This window comes from Mesorhizobium sp. ESP6-5, from assembly GCF_020164695.1.
Classification (GTDB): Bacteria; Pseudomonadota; Alphaproteobacteria; order Rhizobiales; family Rhizobiaceae; genus Mesorhizobium; species Mesorhizobium australicum.
In genome coordinates this window covers 99,114-116,650 of record NZ_JAIUGR010000014.1, presented here as the reverse complement: position 1 = coordinate 116,650, position 17,537 = coordinate 99,114, and the positions used below count along the sequence as shown (strand labels likewise).

At 63.7% G+C, this 17,537-nt stretch carries 21 protein-coding genes; 6 read left to right on the top strand and 15 right to left on the bottom strand.

Features of this window, described 5'->3' with window-relative positions:
• Positions 1-134: 134 nt before the first annotated feature.
• From LB524_RS22540 to LB524_RS22470, 15 genes are all read right to left on the bottom strand, one after another.
• Positions 135-1,130 (bottom strand): flagellin, encoded by a 996-nt coding sequence (locus tag LB524_RS22540; RefSeq protein ID WP_015315905.1) that lies wholly within the window; start codon positions 1,128-1,130, stop codon positions 135-137.
• A 242-nt stretch (positions 1,131-1,372) separates the two neighbouring features.
• Positions 1,373-2,104: a flagellar type III secretion system pore protein FliP gene (fliP, locus tag LB524_RS22535; RefSeq protein ID WP_015315906.1), complete on the bottom strand. Its 732-nt coding sequence runs from the start codon at positions 2,102-2,104 to the stop codon at positions 1,373-1,375.
• Entirely contained in the window at positions 2,101-2,595 is a 495-nt protein-coding gene (locus tag LB524_RS22530) for a flagellar basal body-associated FliL family protein (protein ID WP_224530239.1), read from the bottom strand. Before LB524_RS22530 ends, fliP begins: the two co-directional genes overlap by 4 nt.
• A gap of 18 nt (positions 2,596-2,613) precedes the next feature.
• Positions 2,614-3,318, bottom strand: a complete 705-nt coding sequence (gene flgH, locus LB524_RS22525; RefSeq protein WP_224530237.1) for a flagellar basal body L-ring protein FlgH — start codon at positions 3,316-3,318, stop codon at positions 2,614-2,616.
• Positions 3,315-3,902 (bottom strand): MotE family protein, encoded by a 588-nt coding sequence (locus LB524_RS22520; protein WP_224530235.1) that lies wholly within the window; start codon positions 3,900-3,902, stop codon positions 3,315-3,317. Before LB524_RS22520 ends, flgH begins: the two co-directional genes overlap by 4 nt.
• Positions 3,903-3,904: 2 nt before the next feature.
• Positions 3,905-5,146 (bottom strand): flagellar basal body P-ring protein FlgI, encoded by a 1,242-nt coding sequence (locus tag LB524_RS22515; protein WP_140721464.1) that lies wholly within the window; start codon positions 5,144-5,146, stop codon positions 3,905-3,907.
• Positions 5,143-5,655: a flagellar basal body P-ring formation chaperone FlgA gene (flgA, locus tag LB524_RS22510; protein ID WP_224530229.1), complete on the bottom strand. Its 513-nt coding sequence runs from the start codon at positions 5,653-5,655 to the stop codon at positions 5,143-5,145. The genes LB524_RS22515 and flgA overlap by 4 nt, the downstream gene beginning before the upstream one ends.
• A 6-nt stretch (positions 5,656-5,661) precedes the next feature.
• Positions 5,662-6,450 carry a flagellar basal-body rod protein FlgG gene (gene flgG, locus LB524_RS22505; RefSeq protein ID WP_015315912.1) on the bottom strand — a complete coding sequence of 263 codons (789 nt, stop codon included), beginning with the start codon at positions 6,448-6,450 and terminating at the stop codon, positions 5,662-5,664.
• Positions 6,451-6,460: 10 nt separating this feature from the next.
• On the bottom strand, positions 6,461-6,784 hold the full coding sequence (locus LB524_RS22500; protein WP_181166333.1) for a flagellar hook-basal body complex protein FliE: 324 nt from the start codon (positions 6,782-6,784) through the stop codon (positions 6,461-6,463).
• Positions 6,781-7,197 (bottom strand): flagellar basal body rod protein FlgC, encoded by a 417-nt coding sequence (flgC, locus tag LB524_RS22495; RefSeq protein ID WP_015315914.1) that lies wholly within the window; start codon positions 7,195-7,197, stop codon positions 6,781-6,783. Before flgC ends, LB524_RS22500 begins: the two co-directional genes overlap by 4 nt.
• A 2-nt stretch (positions 7,198-7,199) precedes the next feature.
• Positions 7,200-7,580 (bottom strand): flagellar basal body rod protein FlgB, encoded by a 381-nt coding sequence (gene flgB, locus LB524_RS22490; protein WP_015315915.1) that lies wholly within the window; start codon positions 7,578-7,580, stop codon positions 7,200-7,202.
• Between the two features lie 192 nt (positions 7,581-7,772).
• Positions 7,773-8,609, bottom strand: a complete 837-nt coding sequence (locus LB524_RS22485) for a hypothetical protein (protein ID WP_224530227.1) — start codon at positions 8,607-8,609, stop codon at positions 7,773-7,775.
• The gene (gene fliI / locus LB524_RS22480; RefSeq protein WP_224530225.1) at positions 8,590-10,005 is read right to left on the bottom strand and encodes a flagellar protein export ATPase FliI; all 1,416 of its coding nucleotides are present in this window, start codon (positions 10,003-10,005) and stop codon (positions 8,590-8,592) included. The genes LB524_RS22485 and fliI overlap by 20 nt, the downstream gene beginning before the upstream one ends.
• Before the next feature lies 1 nt (position 10,006).
• On the bottom strand, positions 10,007-10,732 hold the full coding sequence (flgF, locus tag LB524_RS22475) for a flagellar basal-body rod protein FlgF (protein WP_224530222.1): 726 nt from the start codon (positions 10,730-10,732) through the stop codon (positions 10,007-10,009).
• 2 nt (positions 10,733-10,734) lie between these two features.
• Positions 10,735-12,546: a DUF1217 domain-containing protein gene (locus LB524_RS22470; protein WP_224530218.1), complete on the bottom strand. Its 1,812-nt coding sequence runs from the start codon at positions 12,544-12,546 to the stop codon at positions 10,735-10,737.
• A gap of 156 nt (positions 12,547-12,702) precedes the next feature.
• Between LB524_RS22470 and motA the strand changes: the two genes are divergently transcribed.
• From motA to LB524_RS22440, 6 genes are read left to right on the top strand one after another with little or no spacing between them, the layout of a single operon-like run.
• Positions 12,703-13,578 (top strand): flagellar motor stator protein MotA, encoded by an 876-nt coding sequence (gene motA, locus LB524_RS22465; RefSeq protein WP_015315920.1) that lies wholly within the window; start codon positions 12,703-12,705, stop codon positions 13,576-13,578.
• 32 nt (positions 13,579-13,610) lie between these two features.
• Positions 13,611-14,558, top strand: coding sequence for a FliM/FliN family flagellar motor switch protein (locus tag LB524_RS22460; RefSeq protein WP_140619462.1), 948 nt, complete (start codon positions 13,611-13,613; stop codon positions 14,556-14,558).
• Positions 14,559-14,575: 17 nt separating this feature from the next.
• Positions 14,576-14,962, top strand: a complete 387-nt coding sequence (gene fliN, locus LB524_RS22455; RefSeq protein ID WP_015315922.1) for a flagellar motor switch protein FliN — start codon at positions 14,576-14,578, stop codon at positions 14,960-14,962.
• Between the two features lie 43 nt (positions 14,963-15,005).
• A complete protein-coding gene (locus LB524_RS22450; protein ID WP_140619464.1) occupies positions 15,006-16,019 on the top strand; it encodes a flagellar motor switch protein FliG in 1,014 nt (337 codons plus the stop codon).
• 3 nt (positions 16,020-16,022) lie between these two features.
• Positions 16,023-17,105, top strand: coding sequence for a flagellar biosynthesis protein FlhB (gene flhB / locus LB524_RS22445; RefSeq protein ID WP_140713476.1), 1,083 nt, complete (start codon positions 16,023-16,025; stop codon positions 17,103-17,105).
• The gene (locus LB524_RS22440) at positions 17,102-17,536 is read left to right on the top strand and encodes a hypothetical protein (RefSeq protein WP_015315925.1); all 435 of its coding nucleotides are present in this window, start codon (positions 17,102-17,104) and stop codon (positions 17,534-17,536) included. The genes flhB and LB524_RS22440 overlap by 4 nt, the downstream gene beginning before the upstream one ends.
• The last annotated feature ends 1 nt before the right edge of the window (position 17,537 follow it).

Genomic DNA, 17,537 nt, shown 5'->3' with positions numbered 1-17,537 from the left:
CGTTATGGTTAACGGCCTGTTAAAAGCCAGCTTTCGAGGGTTAAGAAACGAGGGTTGCGCGGGGCTGGAGCAAACGCAAAACGGGCCGCGCTTTTGGCGCGGCCCGTTTGCCTGGTTTGATCGGTCGAGAGGGATCAGCCGCGGAAGAGCGACAGGATCGACTGCGACGAGCCGTTGGCGATCGACAGCGCCTGGACGCCGAGCTGCTGCTGAACCTGCAGGGCCTGGAGGCGGGTCGATTCCTTGTTCATGTCGGCATCGACGAGCTGGCCGACGCCGCGATCGATGGAGTCCATCAGGCTCGAGGTGAAGGTCTTCTGCAGGTCGATGGAGCTCTTGGCGGCGCCGAGCTTGGTGGCAGCGTTGGTCATGCCCTTCAGCGCGGCATCGACGACGTTCATCATAGCCTGGATCTGGGTGTCGCTCGCAGCGGTGGTGCCCGAGAAGATCTTCAGGCTGGCGACCGAATAAGTGTCGGTGGCCGCCGCGGCAGCGCCCAGGGTCGGGTTCGAGGCCGCGGCCGCGACGCTGCCATCGGTACCGAGGCGGTCGGCGTCGAGGATACCCTTCGTCACGCCGGCAGCAGTGCCGGCTTCATACAGCTTGATGCTTTCCACGTTGACGTCGATCGTCGAGATCGAAACCGCGCCGGTTGCGCTGCGGTTGAAGGCGGAAACGATCTTGACGTCGGCCGCGGTCGTGGCGGTGGCGCCGCTGTTGACCGAGAGCATGTTGGTGCCGGAGAAGGTGGCGCCATCGGCATAGGCCTTCAACTGCTTCTGAAGAGCGGCGATTTCGACCTGGGTCTTTTCCTTGGAAGCGTCCGTCTGGCCGTAGGATGCGGTCAGCTTCTGCTGGATCTGGTTGATGGTCGTGATCGCGCTGTCCATGCCGGTGTAGGCGGTGTCGACCTTCGAGGCGCCGAGGCCGAGCGCGTCCGAAACGGTGGACATCGCCGAGTTGTCCGAGCGCATCGTGGTGGCGATCGACCAGTAGGCGGCGTTGTCCGACGCCTGGGAGACGCGATAACCCGTGGAGATGCGGGCCTGGGTGGTGTCGAGGTTCTTCTGGGTGGCGTTCAAGCTCTGCAGAGCGGTCAACGCCGAGGCGTTGGTCATGATACTGGCCATGGCTACTCGTACCTTGTTTTACAGGGTGTTTTTTGCATACCGGTTTGTCCGGTATGACGGAGCGGCATCATGCCAATGACCGTTGCGTTTGGGTCACCCGCCATCTGCGAGCGACTATGGCGGCGAGTCCCTACCAAAGGACTAAACTGGACGGTTAATCGAAAATAATTCGGAGGAATTCGATGACGCGGCGCGCTGCCCAATTCCGCAGGCAGGCCATACCCGATGTCGAGCGCGCACGGTCAGGTGAAAGAGCGCACCAGGCTGCCGACGAGCAGGTTCCAGCCGTCGATCAGGACAAAGAACAGGATCTTGAACGGCAACGACACGACCGTGGGCGGCAGCATCATCATGCCCATCGCCATGGTGATGGTGGCCACGATCAAGTCGATGACCAGGAATGGCAGCACGATCAGGAAGCCGATCTCGAAGCCGCGCCGGATCTCGGAGATCATGAAGGCAGGCACCAGGATGCGCAGGTCGACCGTCTCCTTCGCAACGACCTGGCCGCGTTCGCGGGCAAGGTCGGCGAAAAGGTCGAAATCCTTGTCGCGCACATTGTGCAGCATGAAGGTGCGGAACGGATCGGAAATCTTCTCGAAGGCCTCTGTCTGGCTGATCTGATTGTCCATCAACGGCTTGACGCCGGTATTCCACGCCTGATCGAAGGTCGGCGCCATGACATAAAAGGTCATGAACAGCGACAGCGAAATGAGGATGAGGTTCGCCGGCGTCGATTGCAGGCCAATGCCGGCACGCAGGATGGAGAAGGCGATGACGAAGCGGGTGAAGCTGGTCACCATGATCAGCAGCCCCGGCGCCACCGACAGCACGGTGAGCAGGCCGAACATCTGGATGATGTAGCCGACGGTGGCGCCATCGGCCTTGCCGATGCCGCCAAGGTCCAGTTGCTGGGCCGCCGCGACGGAGGTGGCGGCGCCAATCAGTGCCGCGGCAAGAAGGAATTTTCTCATTCGAGCAGCAATGTCCTGACGAGAACCTGTTTGACGTGCCCCTGACTGCGGATCGAGGCGCGTTCGTCGAGATCGGCCTTCAGATGCTGGTAGCCGCTGGCGCCTTCGATCTGGTGCATCTTGAGGGTACGCACGAAGGCCAGAAGATCCTGCTGGACGTCCTCCGCCATCGCCGGCGGCTGCGGAGCGTCGTAGACCACGGACACTTCCATCCTGATCCAAGTGTCCGCGGGCGAGGCGATGTTGGTGGTGATCGGCGCCAGCGCGACGAGCGTCGGCCCCGCGCCAGCTTGTTGAGCGGCTTCGGGCTGGGGTACCTTGCCCTCGTTTTCAGGCGCGACTGGCACCGACGATGGCGCGCCGACGGCCTTGAGATAGCCGCCCGACATCCAGCCCATGCCGATGGCGGCAGCCGTCACCACCAGCAGCATGGCGCCCTGGATGGCAAGGGAGGGACCCTTGCGAGGCTGAACCTGATCGACATTGGCCATGGCGGTCCCCTCCAATGCCTAGAACGGTAGAACCTGGTCGAGAACCTGCTGGCCATAAGCCGGCTGCTGGACCTCGCTGACGCGGCCACGGCCGCCATAGGAGATGCGCGCCTCGGCGATGCGTTCATAGGAGATGGTATTTTCCGCGCCGATGTCCGACGGGCGCACCATGCCGGCGATGGTGAGCACCCTGAGCTCGTAGTTGACGCGCACTTCCTGGGAACCCCTGATCATCAAATTGCCGTTGGGCAGGACCTCGGTGACGACGGCGGCGACGTTGAGCTCCAGGTTTTCGGAGCGCTTGATTTCGCCGTCGGCATTGGTTTCGGTGCTGGAACTCAAGCCGGCGTCGCCCTTGCCGCTGGTGCTGTTGCCTTCCCATCCGAGCGTGACGTCATAACCCAGCTTGCGTGCGGCGGTGCGGCTCCGGTCGTTCTGGTTCTTGAAGTTGGCCTTGTCGTTGAGCTTGATCCTGACGGTCAGGATGTCGCCTTCGCGCAGCGCCCTGGGATCGGTGAACAGCCGGCTCTGGCGGTCGTCCCACAAAGAGAACTTCTTGACCGGAGCGGCGGGCGGCTGAGGATAGCTGTAGGGTACTGCCCCGTCGCCGCCGATGCCCGAACCGACCGGCGACAGCGATGGTTCCCTACCGATTTCCTTGAAATTGGTTGCGCAGCCGGACAAGGCTGCCGCCGCGCACAGGATGAGCATTCTGCGGATCATGACGGATCTACCCTTCGGGCTGCGCTGGCCATGATGCCGGTGAGCGTCGCCGCCGCCTTCTGGTCCATTTCGTTGAGGATGACACCCGCCTTCCGTGAATCGAGCTTCATCAGGATGGCCGCGGCGAGGTCCGCATTGACGATCGCCAGGCGTTCGGCCGCCGCATCGGGCTTCATGCCGGCATAGATCTTGACGACGCCGTCCTCGGCCCGGGCCAGAAACACCTCGCGCCGCTTCAGCCAGGTTTCGTATTCGGCTTTTTTTGCGTCCAGCGCCTTCATGCGCTCGTCGATGCCTGCCTGCAGCTGTTTTAACTCTTCCGCCTGCAAGGCATAGCGGCGGTCGCGCGCGGCGTCGGCGATGTTGGAGCAGAAGCGCTCGATCTCGCTCTGGTCCGGCGCCTTTTCTCGTGTCAGTTGCTGCGATGCGACCGCAGGCTGCGCTCCGGGCAGAATTTGGCGAACGACATCCTCGGCGCGTGCGCCGCTGCTCGAAGCGGACATGGCCGCGAGGACCGTGGCCGCGAACAAGATTGCGCGGGGAGGGCGTCCTTGATGGGATGAGAGGGAGGTGATCATCGACATCGCTATTGGAGAACCAGATCGGCTTGCAAGGCGCCGGCCGACTTGATGCCTTGCAGGATGGCAATGATGCCGTCCGGCTTGACGCCGAGACGGTTGAGGCCGGAAACGAGAGTTTGCAGGTCGGGCCCGTCGAGCACGGCGACGCGGGCGTTGGGCCGGGTGGCATCGATGGCTGTGAACGGTTCGACGGCGGTTTCGCCCTTAGAGAAGGGTTCGGGCTGCACCACGCGCGGCGCTTCCGTAATGCGCACCGTCAGCGTGCCGTGGCTGATGGCGACACGTGAGATCTTGACGTCGTTGCCGATGACGATGGTACCGGTGCGCTCGTCGATGACGACGCGGGCCGGCGTGTCGGACTCGACCACCAGGTTTTCGATCTCGGCATAGAAGCGGGCCGCCGAAACGCTCTTCGGCCGCCTGATCTGCACGGTGCGGGAATCGCGCTCCGCCGCCACGCGCATGCCGAAGCGCTGGGCGGTGTAGTCGTTGATCGCGTCCGCGATGCGGATGGCGGTGGAGAAATCGGGATTGCGCAATTGCAGTGTCAGCGTCGACTGGTCATCGAACTCGGCCTTCACCTGCCGCTCGATTATGGCCCCGTTCGGCACGCGGCCGGCGGTCGGTACGCCTTGCGTCAACTGCTCGGCCTGGCCTTGAGCGGTGAAACCGGAAACGATGACCGCGCCCTGGCCGACGGCGTAGATCTCCCCGTCCGCCGCCTTCAGCGGCGTCATGATCAGCGTGCCGCCGGCAAGCGAGGTAGCGTCGCCCATCGAGGAGACGTCGATGTCGATGCGGGCGCCGGACTGCACATAGGGCGGCATGTTGGCGGTGACGATGACGGCGGCGACGTTCTTGGCGCGTGCGCTGCCGCCTTCCGTGGCGATGCCGAGATTTTCGAGCATGGCGCGGATCGACTGTTCGGTGAACGGCGAGTTGCGCAGGCTGTCGCCGGATCCGGCGAGCCCGATGACGAGGCCGTAGCCGACGAGCTGGTTGTCGCGCGAACTCTGCAGCTGCGCGATATCCTTGATGCGCGAGGCGACCTGGCCAGGCGGCAGCGAGCTTGGTCCGGGCGAAACGCGGAACATGCGCGCGGTGGTGGCGGGATCATATTCGGGATCGTCGTAGACACCGCCATTCCTCGCGGCGAGTTCGCGCTTGGCCTTGGGCGTCAGGCCATCGGCTAGTGCCGGCTGCAGACCGAGCGTGGCCGCAATCAGAAGGGCAAGCAGGCGCATCATGAAGCGCCGACCTGGATGGTGCCGTCGGCCATCACCGTGCCGGAGAGAATCTTGCCGCTGTCGCTGTTGCGGACCTTGATGAAGTCGCCCGCCGAACCCGGCTGCAAGGTCACGGCGGTGGCCGTGATCGTCAGCCCGCCGGCGACGAAGAAGACCTGCACGGCGGCACCCTGCTCGACCAGCCAGGCCTCACGGACGGCGGCTGAAGGAATGTAGCGGCCGGGCAGCAGCGTGCGCTTGGCGATCTTGCCCTGCAATTCCTCGGAACGGGTCGCAACAGCATCGGGCTTATGCTTGCCGGGGATGAGGGTGACCTGCTTCAGGGCGGCGAGTTCGATGGTCTCGCCGGGATAAATGACCCGGTTGGGGATCAGCACGACCTCGCCAGCAGGTTGGTTGCTGGCGATCTGGTTGGCCGAGTCCTGGGCGAAAGCCGGCATGCCGCAGGCCACCAGCGCAAGGGCGAGCGCGGCGCGACGGAATGCGGAGCAGGAGATCGGCATGGCCATCATCCGTTACCTGATGTTCTTGGAGACGACGGAGGCCATGTCGTCGGCGGCCTGGATGACCTTGGAGTTCATTTCATAGGCGCGCTGCGCCGAGATCAGTTCGGTGATTTCCTTGACCGGGTCGACATTGGAGGCCTCGAGATAGCCTTGCTGGATGGTGGCGAAGCCGGGATCGCCGGGCACGCCGACATTGGCCGGGCCGGAAGCCGTTGTCTCCTGGAAGAGATTGTCGCCGAGCGGCGCGAGGCCCGCCTCGTTGGCGAAGTTGACGATCTGGAGCTGGCCGAGGTTCTGCAGGTCGGTCTGGCCGTCGATGCGGGCGAAGACCTGGCCGGTCTTGTTGACGATGACTTCGACCGCATCAGTCGGCACGGTGATGGCCGGAATGACACTGGCGCCGTCCACCGTCACCAGCTGGCCGGTGGCGTTGGTGTTGAAGGCGCCGGCGCGGGTATAGAGCGTACCGCCATCGGCGCCTTCGATCTGGAACCAGCCCCTGCCGGTGAGCGCCATGTCGAAGCTGTTGCCGGTGCTGGTCAGTTCACCCTGGGTGTGGACGTTGCGCACGGCGGTCGTCTTGACGCCGAGACCGATCGAAACGCCTTCCGGCACCAGCGAGGCATTGGAGCGGTTGGGGACGCCTTGCGTGCGATCGACCTGGTAGAGCAGGTCGGAGAATTCGGCACGGGCGCGCTTGTAGCCGGTGGTGTTGATGTTGGCGATGTTGTTGGCGATGACTTCCAGATTGGTCTGCTGGGCATTCATGCCGGTGGCGGCGATGGCGAGTGCTTTCATGGCCTGCTCCTCAGATGCCCATGCGACTGACTTCGAGATAGGCCGAGACCACCTTGTCGCGGATGGCGACGGCGGTCTGCAGCGCCTGCTGGGCGCTCATCACGGCATCGACCACCTGGCGGGTGTCGGCGTCGCCCTTGAGCGCCTGCATCGACACCTGCTCGGCATTCTGCATGGTGCTGACGGTCTTGGAGGCAGCCTGGCTCACCGCTTCGGCGAAGGAGGTGCCAAGGTTGCCCGATGCCGCCGGCGCAACGCCACCCTGCAGCAGATCGGTGGCTGTATCGCCCAGCCCAGGCTTCAGGTTAAGCGCGCCGATGCCGTTGACGATCATTGGTTCCTCATCAGGTCGATGGTCATTGAAATGAGATCACGCGCCTGCTTCACGACTTGCAGGTTGGCCTCGTAGGAGCGGTTGGCCTCGGTCATGTCGGCCATCTCGATCAGCACGTTCACATTGGGCATCTTGACGTAGCCCTTGTCGTCGGCGGCCTCGTTGCCGGGCTGGAATTCGACGGGAAAATTGCTCGGGTCGCGGTCGATCGAATTCACCTCCACCGTCGAGCTGCCGGAGGCCCGGTCGAGTTCGGAGACGAAGCTGATGGTCTTGCGGCGATACGGGTCGGCGCCCGGCGTGGTGCCTGTCGACTGGGCGTTGGCGAGGTTTTCCGAAACCACGCGCAGGCGCTCGGACTGAGCGCCAAGGCCTGATGCTGCGACTTTGAGGGCTGCGGTCAGTGCGTCCATGGTCAGCTCTTCACCGCCATCATCATCATTGAGTGGAATGCCTTGACGATGGCCGTGTTGAGTTCGAAGGAGCGGCGCACCTCGCCGGCCTTGAGAAGCTGGTCTTCAAGCACGACCGTGTTCTTGGAGGGCATGACCACGCCGTCGTCTTCCTGCGGCTTGATGGAGAAGCCGGCATTGGTCGCCGCAGTGCCGAGATGACCGGGCTCGGTGATCTGGAGCGACACCGCGGTGCGGTCGAGCACCTTCTCGAACGGCTCGACGTCGTTTGCCGTGTAGCCCGGCGTGTTGGCATTGGCGATGTTGCCGGCGACCGCCGACTGACGTACCGACAGCCACTGCGCTTGCTTGGCGGCGAGATCGAAAAGGGAAACAGGCTCCATGGGAATCTCCGGGCATGTGCCCAAAGACTAGGACGCCAGTCTTGCGCGGACCTTGCGATCGGTCGCTAGAACGTGAAGGCGAAAACGGTGAAGCGGTTTTCGGACGACATCATGCTCCATCTCTTGAAATGGAGACGGATGATTTCAGGACGATCCGACCTGAAATCATCCTCGGCACAAAACCGTGACGGCTTATCTGGAAAGCTCGATCACCTGGTTGGCACTGGTGAGCATGACCCATTTGCCGTTGCGCTGCTCGATCGCCGATACCTTGCTGGAATCCGGCAGCGTCGAACCGCGCTGGACCATCCACAGGCCGGTGTCGTCCTCGATCATGGCGCGGCCATTGGCGACATGGACCATGCGGAACTTCGCGATGTCGGCGGGGAAGGGTTGCTCGCCGGGCGGCTGCGTTTTGGAGTCGTCCTGCACCGTGCCGGTGGCAAGCAGATCCACATCGGCGTTGGGAACGTCCCTGGCGGTCAGCGGCGCGCTGCGCTCGGCGACCACGCCACCTCCCGCACGTCCCGAATTGGTACCGGTGCCGCCGAACTTGATCGCCTGCACGCCGAACTGGTCCTGGTTGAAGAAGATGTACCAGGGAAACAGGGCGCAGGTCAGGCCGAGCGTGATGCCGAGCGCTGCGATGACGACGTCGCTGCGACGGTCCGCCTTCTTCTTGCCCAGTCTGGGGAATTGCGGCTTTGGCGGCTGCGGCCATTCGCTGGCGGCAAACAGGCCATCGATCAGCGATTCGCGACTGGCTTGAGCCATATCGGCAGCCTCGACGCGGGGAAGGGAATTCACAGGGGGCTCGGCAGTCCGGGCCGGCAAAGGCTCGGATCTGGGGAGAGCCGATTTGACGGCCTTGGCCAGAACAACCGCGGTCGGGGCAGCCATGGCGGCGGCGGCGTTTGCCCTGGCGACCCTGGCCTCCTCCGCTCGAGCCTGCTCCGCGGCGTTCGCTTCGGCGATCATCTCGTTCAGGAGGCGCTCGGTGTACTGGCGTTCAGTCTCTTGGTTCGGCATTCTGCTTTCCCTTGAGATGGCGGGCAAGATCGGAGAACGGATCGGCGGACGGACGGTCCCTGGGCGATTGCGTCAGCGCCTCATAGATGAGGGGCACCTGGCGTACGGCCATATCGAGTTCAGCGTCGACGCCGCCCTGATAGGCGCCGAGCAGCCGGATGTCGCGCGTGTCCTCGAAACGGGAGATCATCGACTTCAGCCGCGTCACCAGGGCTCGCTGCTCGACGCTCCAGGCCTTGCCGGCCAGTCGCGAGATGGACGACAGCGGATTGACGGGCGGATAGCGGCCCTGTTCGGCGATCGCGCGGTCGAGCACGACATGGCCGTCGAGGATGCCGCGCACCGAATCGGCGACCGGATCGTTGTGATCATCGCCGTCGACCAGCACGGAAATGATGGCCGTGATCGATCCCTTGCCTTCCAGTCCTGGGCCTTCGGTTCCAGGCCCGGCGCGCTCGAGCAGCTTGGGCAGTTCGGTGAAGACCGATGCGGGATAGCCGCGGGCAACCGGCGGCTCGCCGGTTCCCGTCGCCACCTCGCGCAGGGCGTGAGCGAAGCGGGTGATCGAATCCAGCACCAGCAGCACACGGTGGCCCTGGTCGCGAAAATGCTCGGCGACGCGCATGGCGGTGTCTGGCGCGCGCCGGCGCATCATGGCGCTCTCGTCGCTGGTGGCGACGACGGCCACGGTCTTGGCCATGCTGTCGCCGATCGTATCCTCGAGGAATTCGCGGACCTCGCGGCCGCGTTCGCCGATCAGCGCCACGACGACGGTGTCGAACGCGTCGGCGCCGGCGAGCATGGCAAGCAGCGTCGACTTGCCGACGCCCGATCCGGCGAAGACCCCCATGCGCTGGCCGAAGCAGAGCGGCGTGAAGATGTCGATGACCTTGACGCCGGTCATGAAGGCGGTACCGACGCGCTGCCGCGCCATGGCGCCGGGTGTCGCGACGGCCGCCGACATGTCGTCGCCCCTGACCAAGGGCGGACCACCGTCGATTGCCCGGGTGAGCGCGTCGATGGCGCGGCCGCGCCACGAGGCATGCGGCGCCACCGCGAGCGGACCCCTGCGGAACACGGCATCGCCGATGCCGGCGTCGGCGCTGCGTTCGAAGGGGGCGATCACAACCTCGTCGCGGCTGATCTTGACGATCTCGCCGCGGCGCGAGCCGGACTGACCGCGCTGCTCGACAATGTCACCCAGCCTGGTGAAATCGGAAAGGCCGCGCACCTTGTAGTGCGTTGATGTGACTTCGGTGACGAGCCCGCCGCGCTTGACCAGCCCGTCGCTGTCGCCAAAGCGCCTGATAATCCGCTCCAAAGCGGCAAGCCGATCCAGCGGCGCCGGCTGGAGCTGTCTTTCGGGTGCGCGGAGGGCTGGCTGCTCTGACGACATGCTACGACTTCGAGCCGAGCGTCTTTATCGCCTCCTCGGCGGAGGAATCGGTCTGCCGCATCAGCGCGGCAGTGTTCTCGAAGGCGCGCTGGACCATGATCAGCCGGGTCATTTCCAGCACGGGATTGGCGTTGGATTCCTCGAGGAAACCCTGGGCGACGCCGATGTCGGAGCGGTCGGTGACCGGTTCGGGCGTGCGTGCGGGCACAATGCCGGAATTGCCGTAGCGCACGAAATTCTCGCCCGGGTCGAAATTGTAGAGGCCGATGGAGCCGACGAGCTGTTCGTTCTGGCGCAGCGAGCCGTCGGCGCCGGCCTTGGGCGGACCGTTGCGGGGATCGAGCTGGATCGGCGCCCCGCCGGCGTCGAGCACCGGATGGCCCTCGACCGACATCAGCTCGCCATTCTCGTTCATCGAGAAACGGCCGTCGCGGGTCATGACGGTGCCAACTGGCGTGTCGATGGCGAACCAGGCGTCGCCCTGGATGGCGAAATCGAACGGGTTGCCGGTCTCCGTCATGGCGCCGTGTGCCCCCGACAGAAAGGTCTTGCCGGAGGAGGCGAACGAAACCGACTTCTGCCCTGCGCCAGACACCACGTCCTCGAACTTCACGCCGGTGGCGCGAAAGCCGACGGTGCTGGCGTTGGCGACGTTGTCGGCGATCGTGTCGAGCCGGCGCTCGAGGGCTATCTGCGCGGAGAGGGCAACGTAGAGACTGTCTCGCATGATCAGAACTTCAGTTTCTGCATGGCCATCATCAGGTCGGTGGAGATGCCCGATGTGACCGGTTTGGCAAAGAGCACGCTGACCGACGTCACCGCCGTCGAGGTCGGATTGTTGATCTCGTACATGCTGGTGAAGCGGGTCAGGAAGTTGTTCAGTTTCACTGGGTCGGTGAAATCCGAGATGTCGAGCTTCTGCCCGAACAATTGCGCCTGCTTGTCGATGTCGGCGGTGGCGAAAGAATCGGGCAGCCCCAGCGCGGTGCGCACCACGCTGGCAAGCGCCGTGTCGGCCAGCACGTCGTACCAGCTGGTGATGGTTGATGCTTTGCGGTCGAAATAGAGCGCCAGCCGCACGCCCTCATTGGTCTTGCCGGCGTCCTCCTCGAGGGTCTGGCGCATGTAGTTGTCGACGGTCGGCTGCTGCGCCGGATTGATGGTGGTGGCTGCTTCGCCGTACTGCTCGAAGTTGAAAGCGGCGGCGAGCCCGGCATAAGCCTTGTTCGTCATCTTGTTGGCGACGCTGTCGGCGTCGCGAATGCCCCCGGTCAGCACGCTGCGGATGAGATCCTTGCTTTCCGTCGCCGGATCGAGTCCGTAAGCCGAGAGCGCATAGTTGTACAACCGGCTGTTGGCCATCAGGTCGTCGATGGATTTCACGTTCGTGACGTTGGCAAGGTAGTATGCGGTCTCCGATTTTATGGACTCCGCGTTCGGCGGGATCAGGCCAAGGGCCGACCCGGTGGTGTAGATCTTCGGCGTGTCTTTCAGCACCTCGTCGCGCGACGTTGTCTGATCGCCATATTGGGCAAAGTTGAACGCCGTGACGAAGTTGGCGTAGCGTTTGTCCGTCAGCTTGTTTGCCGGGCTGTTGGGATCGCTGACGCCGCCCGCCAGCATCGTGCTGATCTGCAGCGGCTTTTCGGTCGACGCATCCAATCCGTAGGAAGCCATGGCGAAGGTGAGCAGGCGCTTGTCCGCCATGAGATCGTCGATCGACTTCACCTTGGAGATGTTTGCCGCGTAATAGTCCGCCTCGCCCTTGATATACTGGGCGCTCGGTTCGACCAATTTCAGTCCGGTTCCGGCCACATAGCCTTTCGGCACCGCCTGCTGGGCAGCATCGCGCGTGGTTGTCTGATCGCCATACTGGGCGAAGTCGAAGGCCGAGACAAAGTTGGCGTAGCTCTTGTCGGTCAGTTTGTTGGCGGGACTGTTGGGGTCGCTGACGCCACCTTCGAGCATGGCCCTGACGGTTGCGGCCGGTTCGGTCTCGGCGTCGAGGCCGAACGCGGCCATCGCGTATGTCAGCAGGCGGCTGTTGCCCATCAGGTCGTCGATCGACTTCACATTGGAGATGTTGGTGACGTAGTAGGCGGTTTCACTCTGGTAGTAGGAGAGTCCTGCCTGCGAGGCGCCGATCTGGACTTGCAGCGCATAGTTGCTGGTCACCAGTTGCTGCGCCTTGTTGTAGATCGTCGCATTAGGGCCGTTGGCGGCGAAATTGAAGGCGCTGACGAACGCGGCGTAGCGCTTGTCGGTCAGTTTGTTGGCAAAACTGTTGGGATCGGAGACGCCTTCCTTGAGCGCCTTCACCATGAAGGCCTTGGCGTAGTCCATGTTCTCAAGGCCGTAGGCCTTCATGGCGTATTTGAACAGCCGGTCATTTTTGACGAAATCGTCGATCGATTTCACCTGGGTGATGTTGGCGAGATAATATTGGGTATCGCGGTCGACTGTCGGCTGTTGCTCGATGCGGTCGATCGACTTGTTGATGTCTTTGGTGATCAACTGGTAGCTGGTATAGGTACTGAGCAAGGACGCGCCTCCGGCCGAAGCTATGCCAGCACAATAAGCTCACTTCCTTGCGCGAAACTGAATCGCCAACTTTCGTGCCATGGCGGCTCGGATTCAAGCCTCACACAAGGCACGGGGACTATCCCTTGTCCGACGTGAAATGCGGAAGGACCGGTCGTGGGCATTCTGATTGGACTTGTGGTGACGCTTGGCTGCGTCCTTGGCGGCTTCATGGCCATGGGCGGGCATCTGCACGTGCTGGTGCAGCCATGGGAAGCCGTGGTCATCTGCGGCGCCGCACTCGGCACCTTCCTGGTCGCCAATCCGATGAAGACTGTCAAGGATACCGGCAAGGGCATTCTGGAAGCCTTCAAGCAGGCGGTGCCGAAGGAGCAGGACTATCTGGAAACGCTCGGCGTGCTGCACAGCCTGATGCGCGAGTTGCGCTCCAAGTCGCGCAGCGAGGTCGAGGCGCATATCGACAATCCGGAGGAGTCGGCGATCTTCCAGGCCTTTCCGACCGTGCTCAAGAACCACGATTTGATGAATTTCATCTGCGACTACTGCCGCATCATCATCATCGGCAATGCCCGCTCACACGAGATCGAGGCGCTGATGGACGAGGAAATCCAGACCATCAAATCCGACAAGATGAAGGCCTATCACGCACTGGTCGCGGTCGGCGACGGCCTCCCGGCGCTCGGCATCGTCGCCGCCGTGCTCGGCGTGGTCAAGGCGATGGGGGCGCTTGACCAGTCGCCGGAAATCCTCGGCGGCCTGATCGGCGCGGCGCTGGTCGGCACCTTTCTCGGCATCTTCCTGTCCTATGCGGTGGTCGGACCTGTCGCCACCAAGATCAAGACGGTGCGCGAGAAGAAGAACCGCCTCTACATCATCGTCAAGCAGACGCTGCTCGCCTACATGAACGGTGCGCTGCCGCAGGTGGCGATCGAGTTCGGCCGCAAGACCATCTCCTCCTATGAACGGCCGACCATCGACGCGGTCGAGCAGAGCACCATGAACACCGGCAGCGCCGAGAAGAAGGCTGCCTGAGCGATGCGCGACAGATCGGTGCCAAAACTGTCATGACGAGTCCGGGCAGCCCCTCGCAGGCGCGTTCGTTGATCATCGAGCGTCTGGTCGGCGACAGCGGTGAGACCGATCAGGTCGTCGACGCCGGCCGTGCCATGGCCGAACGCGCCGTGCCGCTGCTGCAGAAGGGACTCTCGGGCGAGCTCGGCATTCCCGTAATTGTCGACCTCAAGGCCGTCGAGGTCAGCCGCGTCCCGGAGGCGCGCTCGCGCGCCGGCGACAATTTCGCGATGACCGTCGTCGGCTCGCCGGCGTCCTCGGACGCGATGACACTCGTCATGGATGCTCCCGCAATCGCGATCATGGTCTCCACCCTGTTCGGCGGCGACCCGGATATGCCGGTGTCGCCGATCGAGCGCGAGCTGTCGTCGATCGAGGCCGATGTCTCGACCATGGTGCTCCAGGAAGTGGCGCAGGCGCTGAATGGATCGGGGCGGCGCTCGCTCGAACTGCGGCTGCCCGCACCGCGCGCCATGTCGGGAATCGAGGCCAGGCGGCACGTGTTGCGCGACGGTGCCGCGATCCGCATCGTCCTTGGCATCTCGACGCCGGTCGACAGCGGCTCGATTACCGTGACGATGCCGCAGCGCATCGTGCTGGCGGGCCGCGATGCCACGGCCAGCATCAGCGAGGACGATCACGGAACCAGTTGGCGGGCACGCTTTTCGGAAGAGGTGATGCGCTCGACCGTAGCGCTCGAGGCCACCATGCCGCTGGCGCGGCTGACGCTGGGCGACCTCGCCAACCTCGAAGTGGGCCAGGTCATCGACTTCGAAGAAACGGCGCAATCGCGGGCTCGCCTCGGCGCGCGCGGCCAGACGCTGTTCGTATGCGAGTTCGGCAAACTGGGTCAGAATTACACCGTCCGAATCAGGCATCCTTTCGATGCCGGGCAGGATTTCATCGATGGGCTCATGCCGGCTGGTGCCGGGCGCGCCTGAGCTTTTGGAGACGACGCATGGCCAAGACCAAGGTAGAAGCAGAGCTCGACCAGCCGGACGAGCAGCTCGATCGCGCCATCGAGGAATTGCGCGGGGTCCTGCACGAAGAAGAACAGCGCCCCGATGCGGCGTTCCGGGCTGCGGCGGGGGCCAATTCAAGCGTTATCATGAACATCCCCGTCGATGTCCAGATCATCCTCGGCAGCACCGAGATGGCGGTTGCCGATCTGATGGCGCTGCAGAAGGGGTCGACGGTCGCGCTCAATCGCCGCATCGGCGAGCCGGTCGATGTCGTGGTGAACGGCCGCAAGATCGCGCGCGGCGAGATCACCGTGCTCGAAAGCGACCCTTCGCGCTTTGGCATCAGGCTGACCGAAATCATCGCCGGCACGAAGGGCGCCTAGACATGGATCGCGGAGCTCGCCGGTGGCGGCGGAGGCGAAAGGCATGACGACGCCGCTGACGACCCTGACGCGCGCGCAGAAGGCGGCCGCCATATTGGTGGCGATGGGCAAACCGTCCGCCAGCCGTCTCCTGAAATTCTTCAAGCAGGAAGAGCTGAAGGCGCTGATCGAGGGCGCGCGGCTGCTCAGGACGATTCCGCAGAGCGATCTCGAGCGCATCGTCGCCGAATTCGAGGCCGAGTTCACCGAGGGCGCCGGCCTGCTCGATTCCGCCGACAGGATGGACACCATTCTCAACGAGTCTCTCTCGCCCGAAGAGATGAGTGCCATCATGGGCGACAAGAAATTCGAGGTCGCGCCTGAAGGGCCGCCGCCGATCTGGCCCGATCTCGAAAAGCTCGAACCCTCGCGGCTGGGCGCCTTCCTGGCGGGCGAACACCCGCAGACGGCGGCCATGGTGCTGTCGAAACTGGGGCCGCAGGCGGCGGCGAGTGTGCTTTTGACACTGACGAAGCCGATGCGCGGCGAGATCATCAAGCGCATGGTGACGATGGCCAACGTTCCGGCCGCCGCCACCAGGATCGTCGAGAACCGGCTGCGCTCCAGCGTGCTGTCGGATACCTCCACCAAGGACACTTCGGCCGGGCAGGCGCGCGTCGCCAGCGTGCTCAACGAGCTGGAAAAGCCCCTGCTTGAGGAGGTCATGCAGGATCTCGAAGCCGCCGGCACGCCCGACCTCGACGGTGTCCGTGCCCGGCTGTTCGCTTTCGACGACCTGCCGCTACTCACCCAGAAGGCGCGCGTGCTTTTGTTCGACGGGCTGTCGACCGAGCTTGTCACGCTGGCGCTGCGCGGCACGTCGGCCGCACTGGCCGAGGCGGTGCTGTCGGCGATCGGCGCGCGCTCGCGACGCATGATCGAGGCCGAACTCGGGCAAGGCTCGGAGGGTGTCCCGGCCGCCGATATCATGGCCGCGCGCAAGACGATCGTGACGACCACCATCCGCCTGTCGCGCGAAGGGGCCTTCGAACTTCCCTCGACGCAGAACGCCGCCTAAGGCATGTCCGACGCCACCGACAAGGACTCGAAAACCGAAGAGGCGACGGAAAAGAAGATCCGCGATACCATCGAACAGGGCAAGCTGCCCCATTCGAGGGAAACGGCGCTCCTCGCCTCGTTCGTCGCCATACTGGTGTTCACAGTCTTCTATGCCAAGGACGCCGTCGTCGACCTCAGCACGTTCCTGTCGATGTTCCTGGAGAAGCCCGAGGCTTGGCCGATGGACACCGAGACCGATGTCATCGCGCTTTACAAGCAGGTCTTGTTCGAAGTGGGTCGCGCCGTCGTGAGCCTGCTGGTGCTGCTGACGGTTGCCGGCATCGGCGCCTCCGTGCTGCAGAACATGCCGCAATTCGTCGGCGAGCGGATCAGGCCGCAGATGTCGCGCATATCGATCGCCAAGGGCTGGAACCGGATGTTCGGCGCCCAGGGCTGGGTCGAGTTTTTGAAATCGCTCGCAAAGGTCGGTTTCGCCATCACCGTGCTCACCTTCACGCTGTCGGAGGACCACCGCAAGCTGCTTGCCGGGATGATCACCAATCCCGTCGCTTTCGGCCTCGTCATCCGTGGCATCGCCGTCGACATACTGGTGGCGATCGTGTTCGTCATGGGACTGATCGCGGCGATCGACATCGTCTGGTCGCGCTTTCACTGGAAGCAGGACCTGCGCATGAGCAAGCAGGAGGTCAAGGACGAGTTCAAGCAGTCCGAAGGCGACCCGATCGTCAAGTCGCGGCTGCGCTCGTTGGCGCGCGACCGGGCGCGCAAGCGGATGATGACGGCGGTGCCGCGCGCGACGCTCGTTATCGCCAATCCCACCCATTTCTCGATTGCGCTGAAATATGTGCGCGACGAAGATTCGGCGCCGCTGGTCGTAGCGAAAGGGCAGGATCTGGTGGCGCTGAAAATCCGCGAAATCGCCAAGGAGCATAACATCCCGATCTTCGAGGACGTGGCGCTCGCCCGCTCCATGTACAAGCAAGTTTCGGTCGATAATGTGATCCCATCACAATTCTACCAGGCCGTCGCCGAACTGGTGCGGATCGTCTACTCGAAAAAGGCTGAGCGCAGACAGATTTCATGAACCGGCAACCGCACGCAAAATCCCGCGAGATCATCGTCGCCAGCGCCATCGAACAGGTGGTGGTGGAGCTCAGGCTGATCGACGTCGCCGACTATATCGCCTTCATCCGGCTGGAGCATTTCGCCTGCCTGTCGGATCTGGTCGATTCAGCGGCGGAGCTGTTCTTCATGCCGGGTACGCTTAGGCTCGGTCATGGCGGCGAGGCACATGTCGACTGGAGCGGCAGCCCGCGCATCGTGCTCGATCTGGAACTCAGGCCGCCCGGCGTGACCGTCTATTTCCAGCTGACGCTGAGCGAGACCGGCAGCACGGTCCTGGTCAATTACGTGTCGTTTGAAAAGCCGGGCGAAGACCCCGGGCACAACACGGCGCTGCTGGAGGCGGTGATCGAACAGGCCCGCATCCGCAAGGTCGAACCGCTGGCGTTCTAAA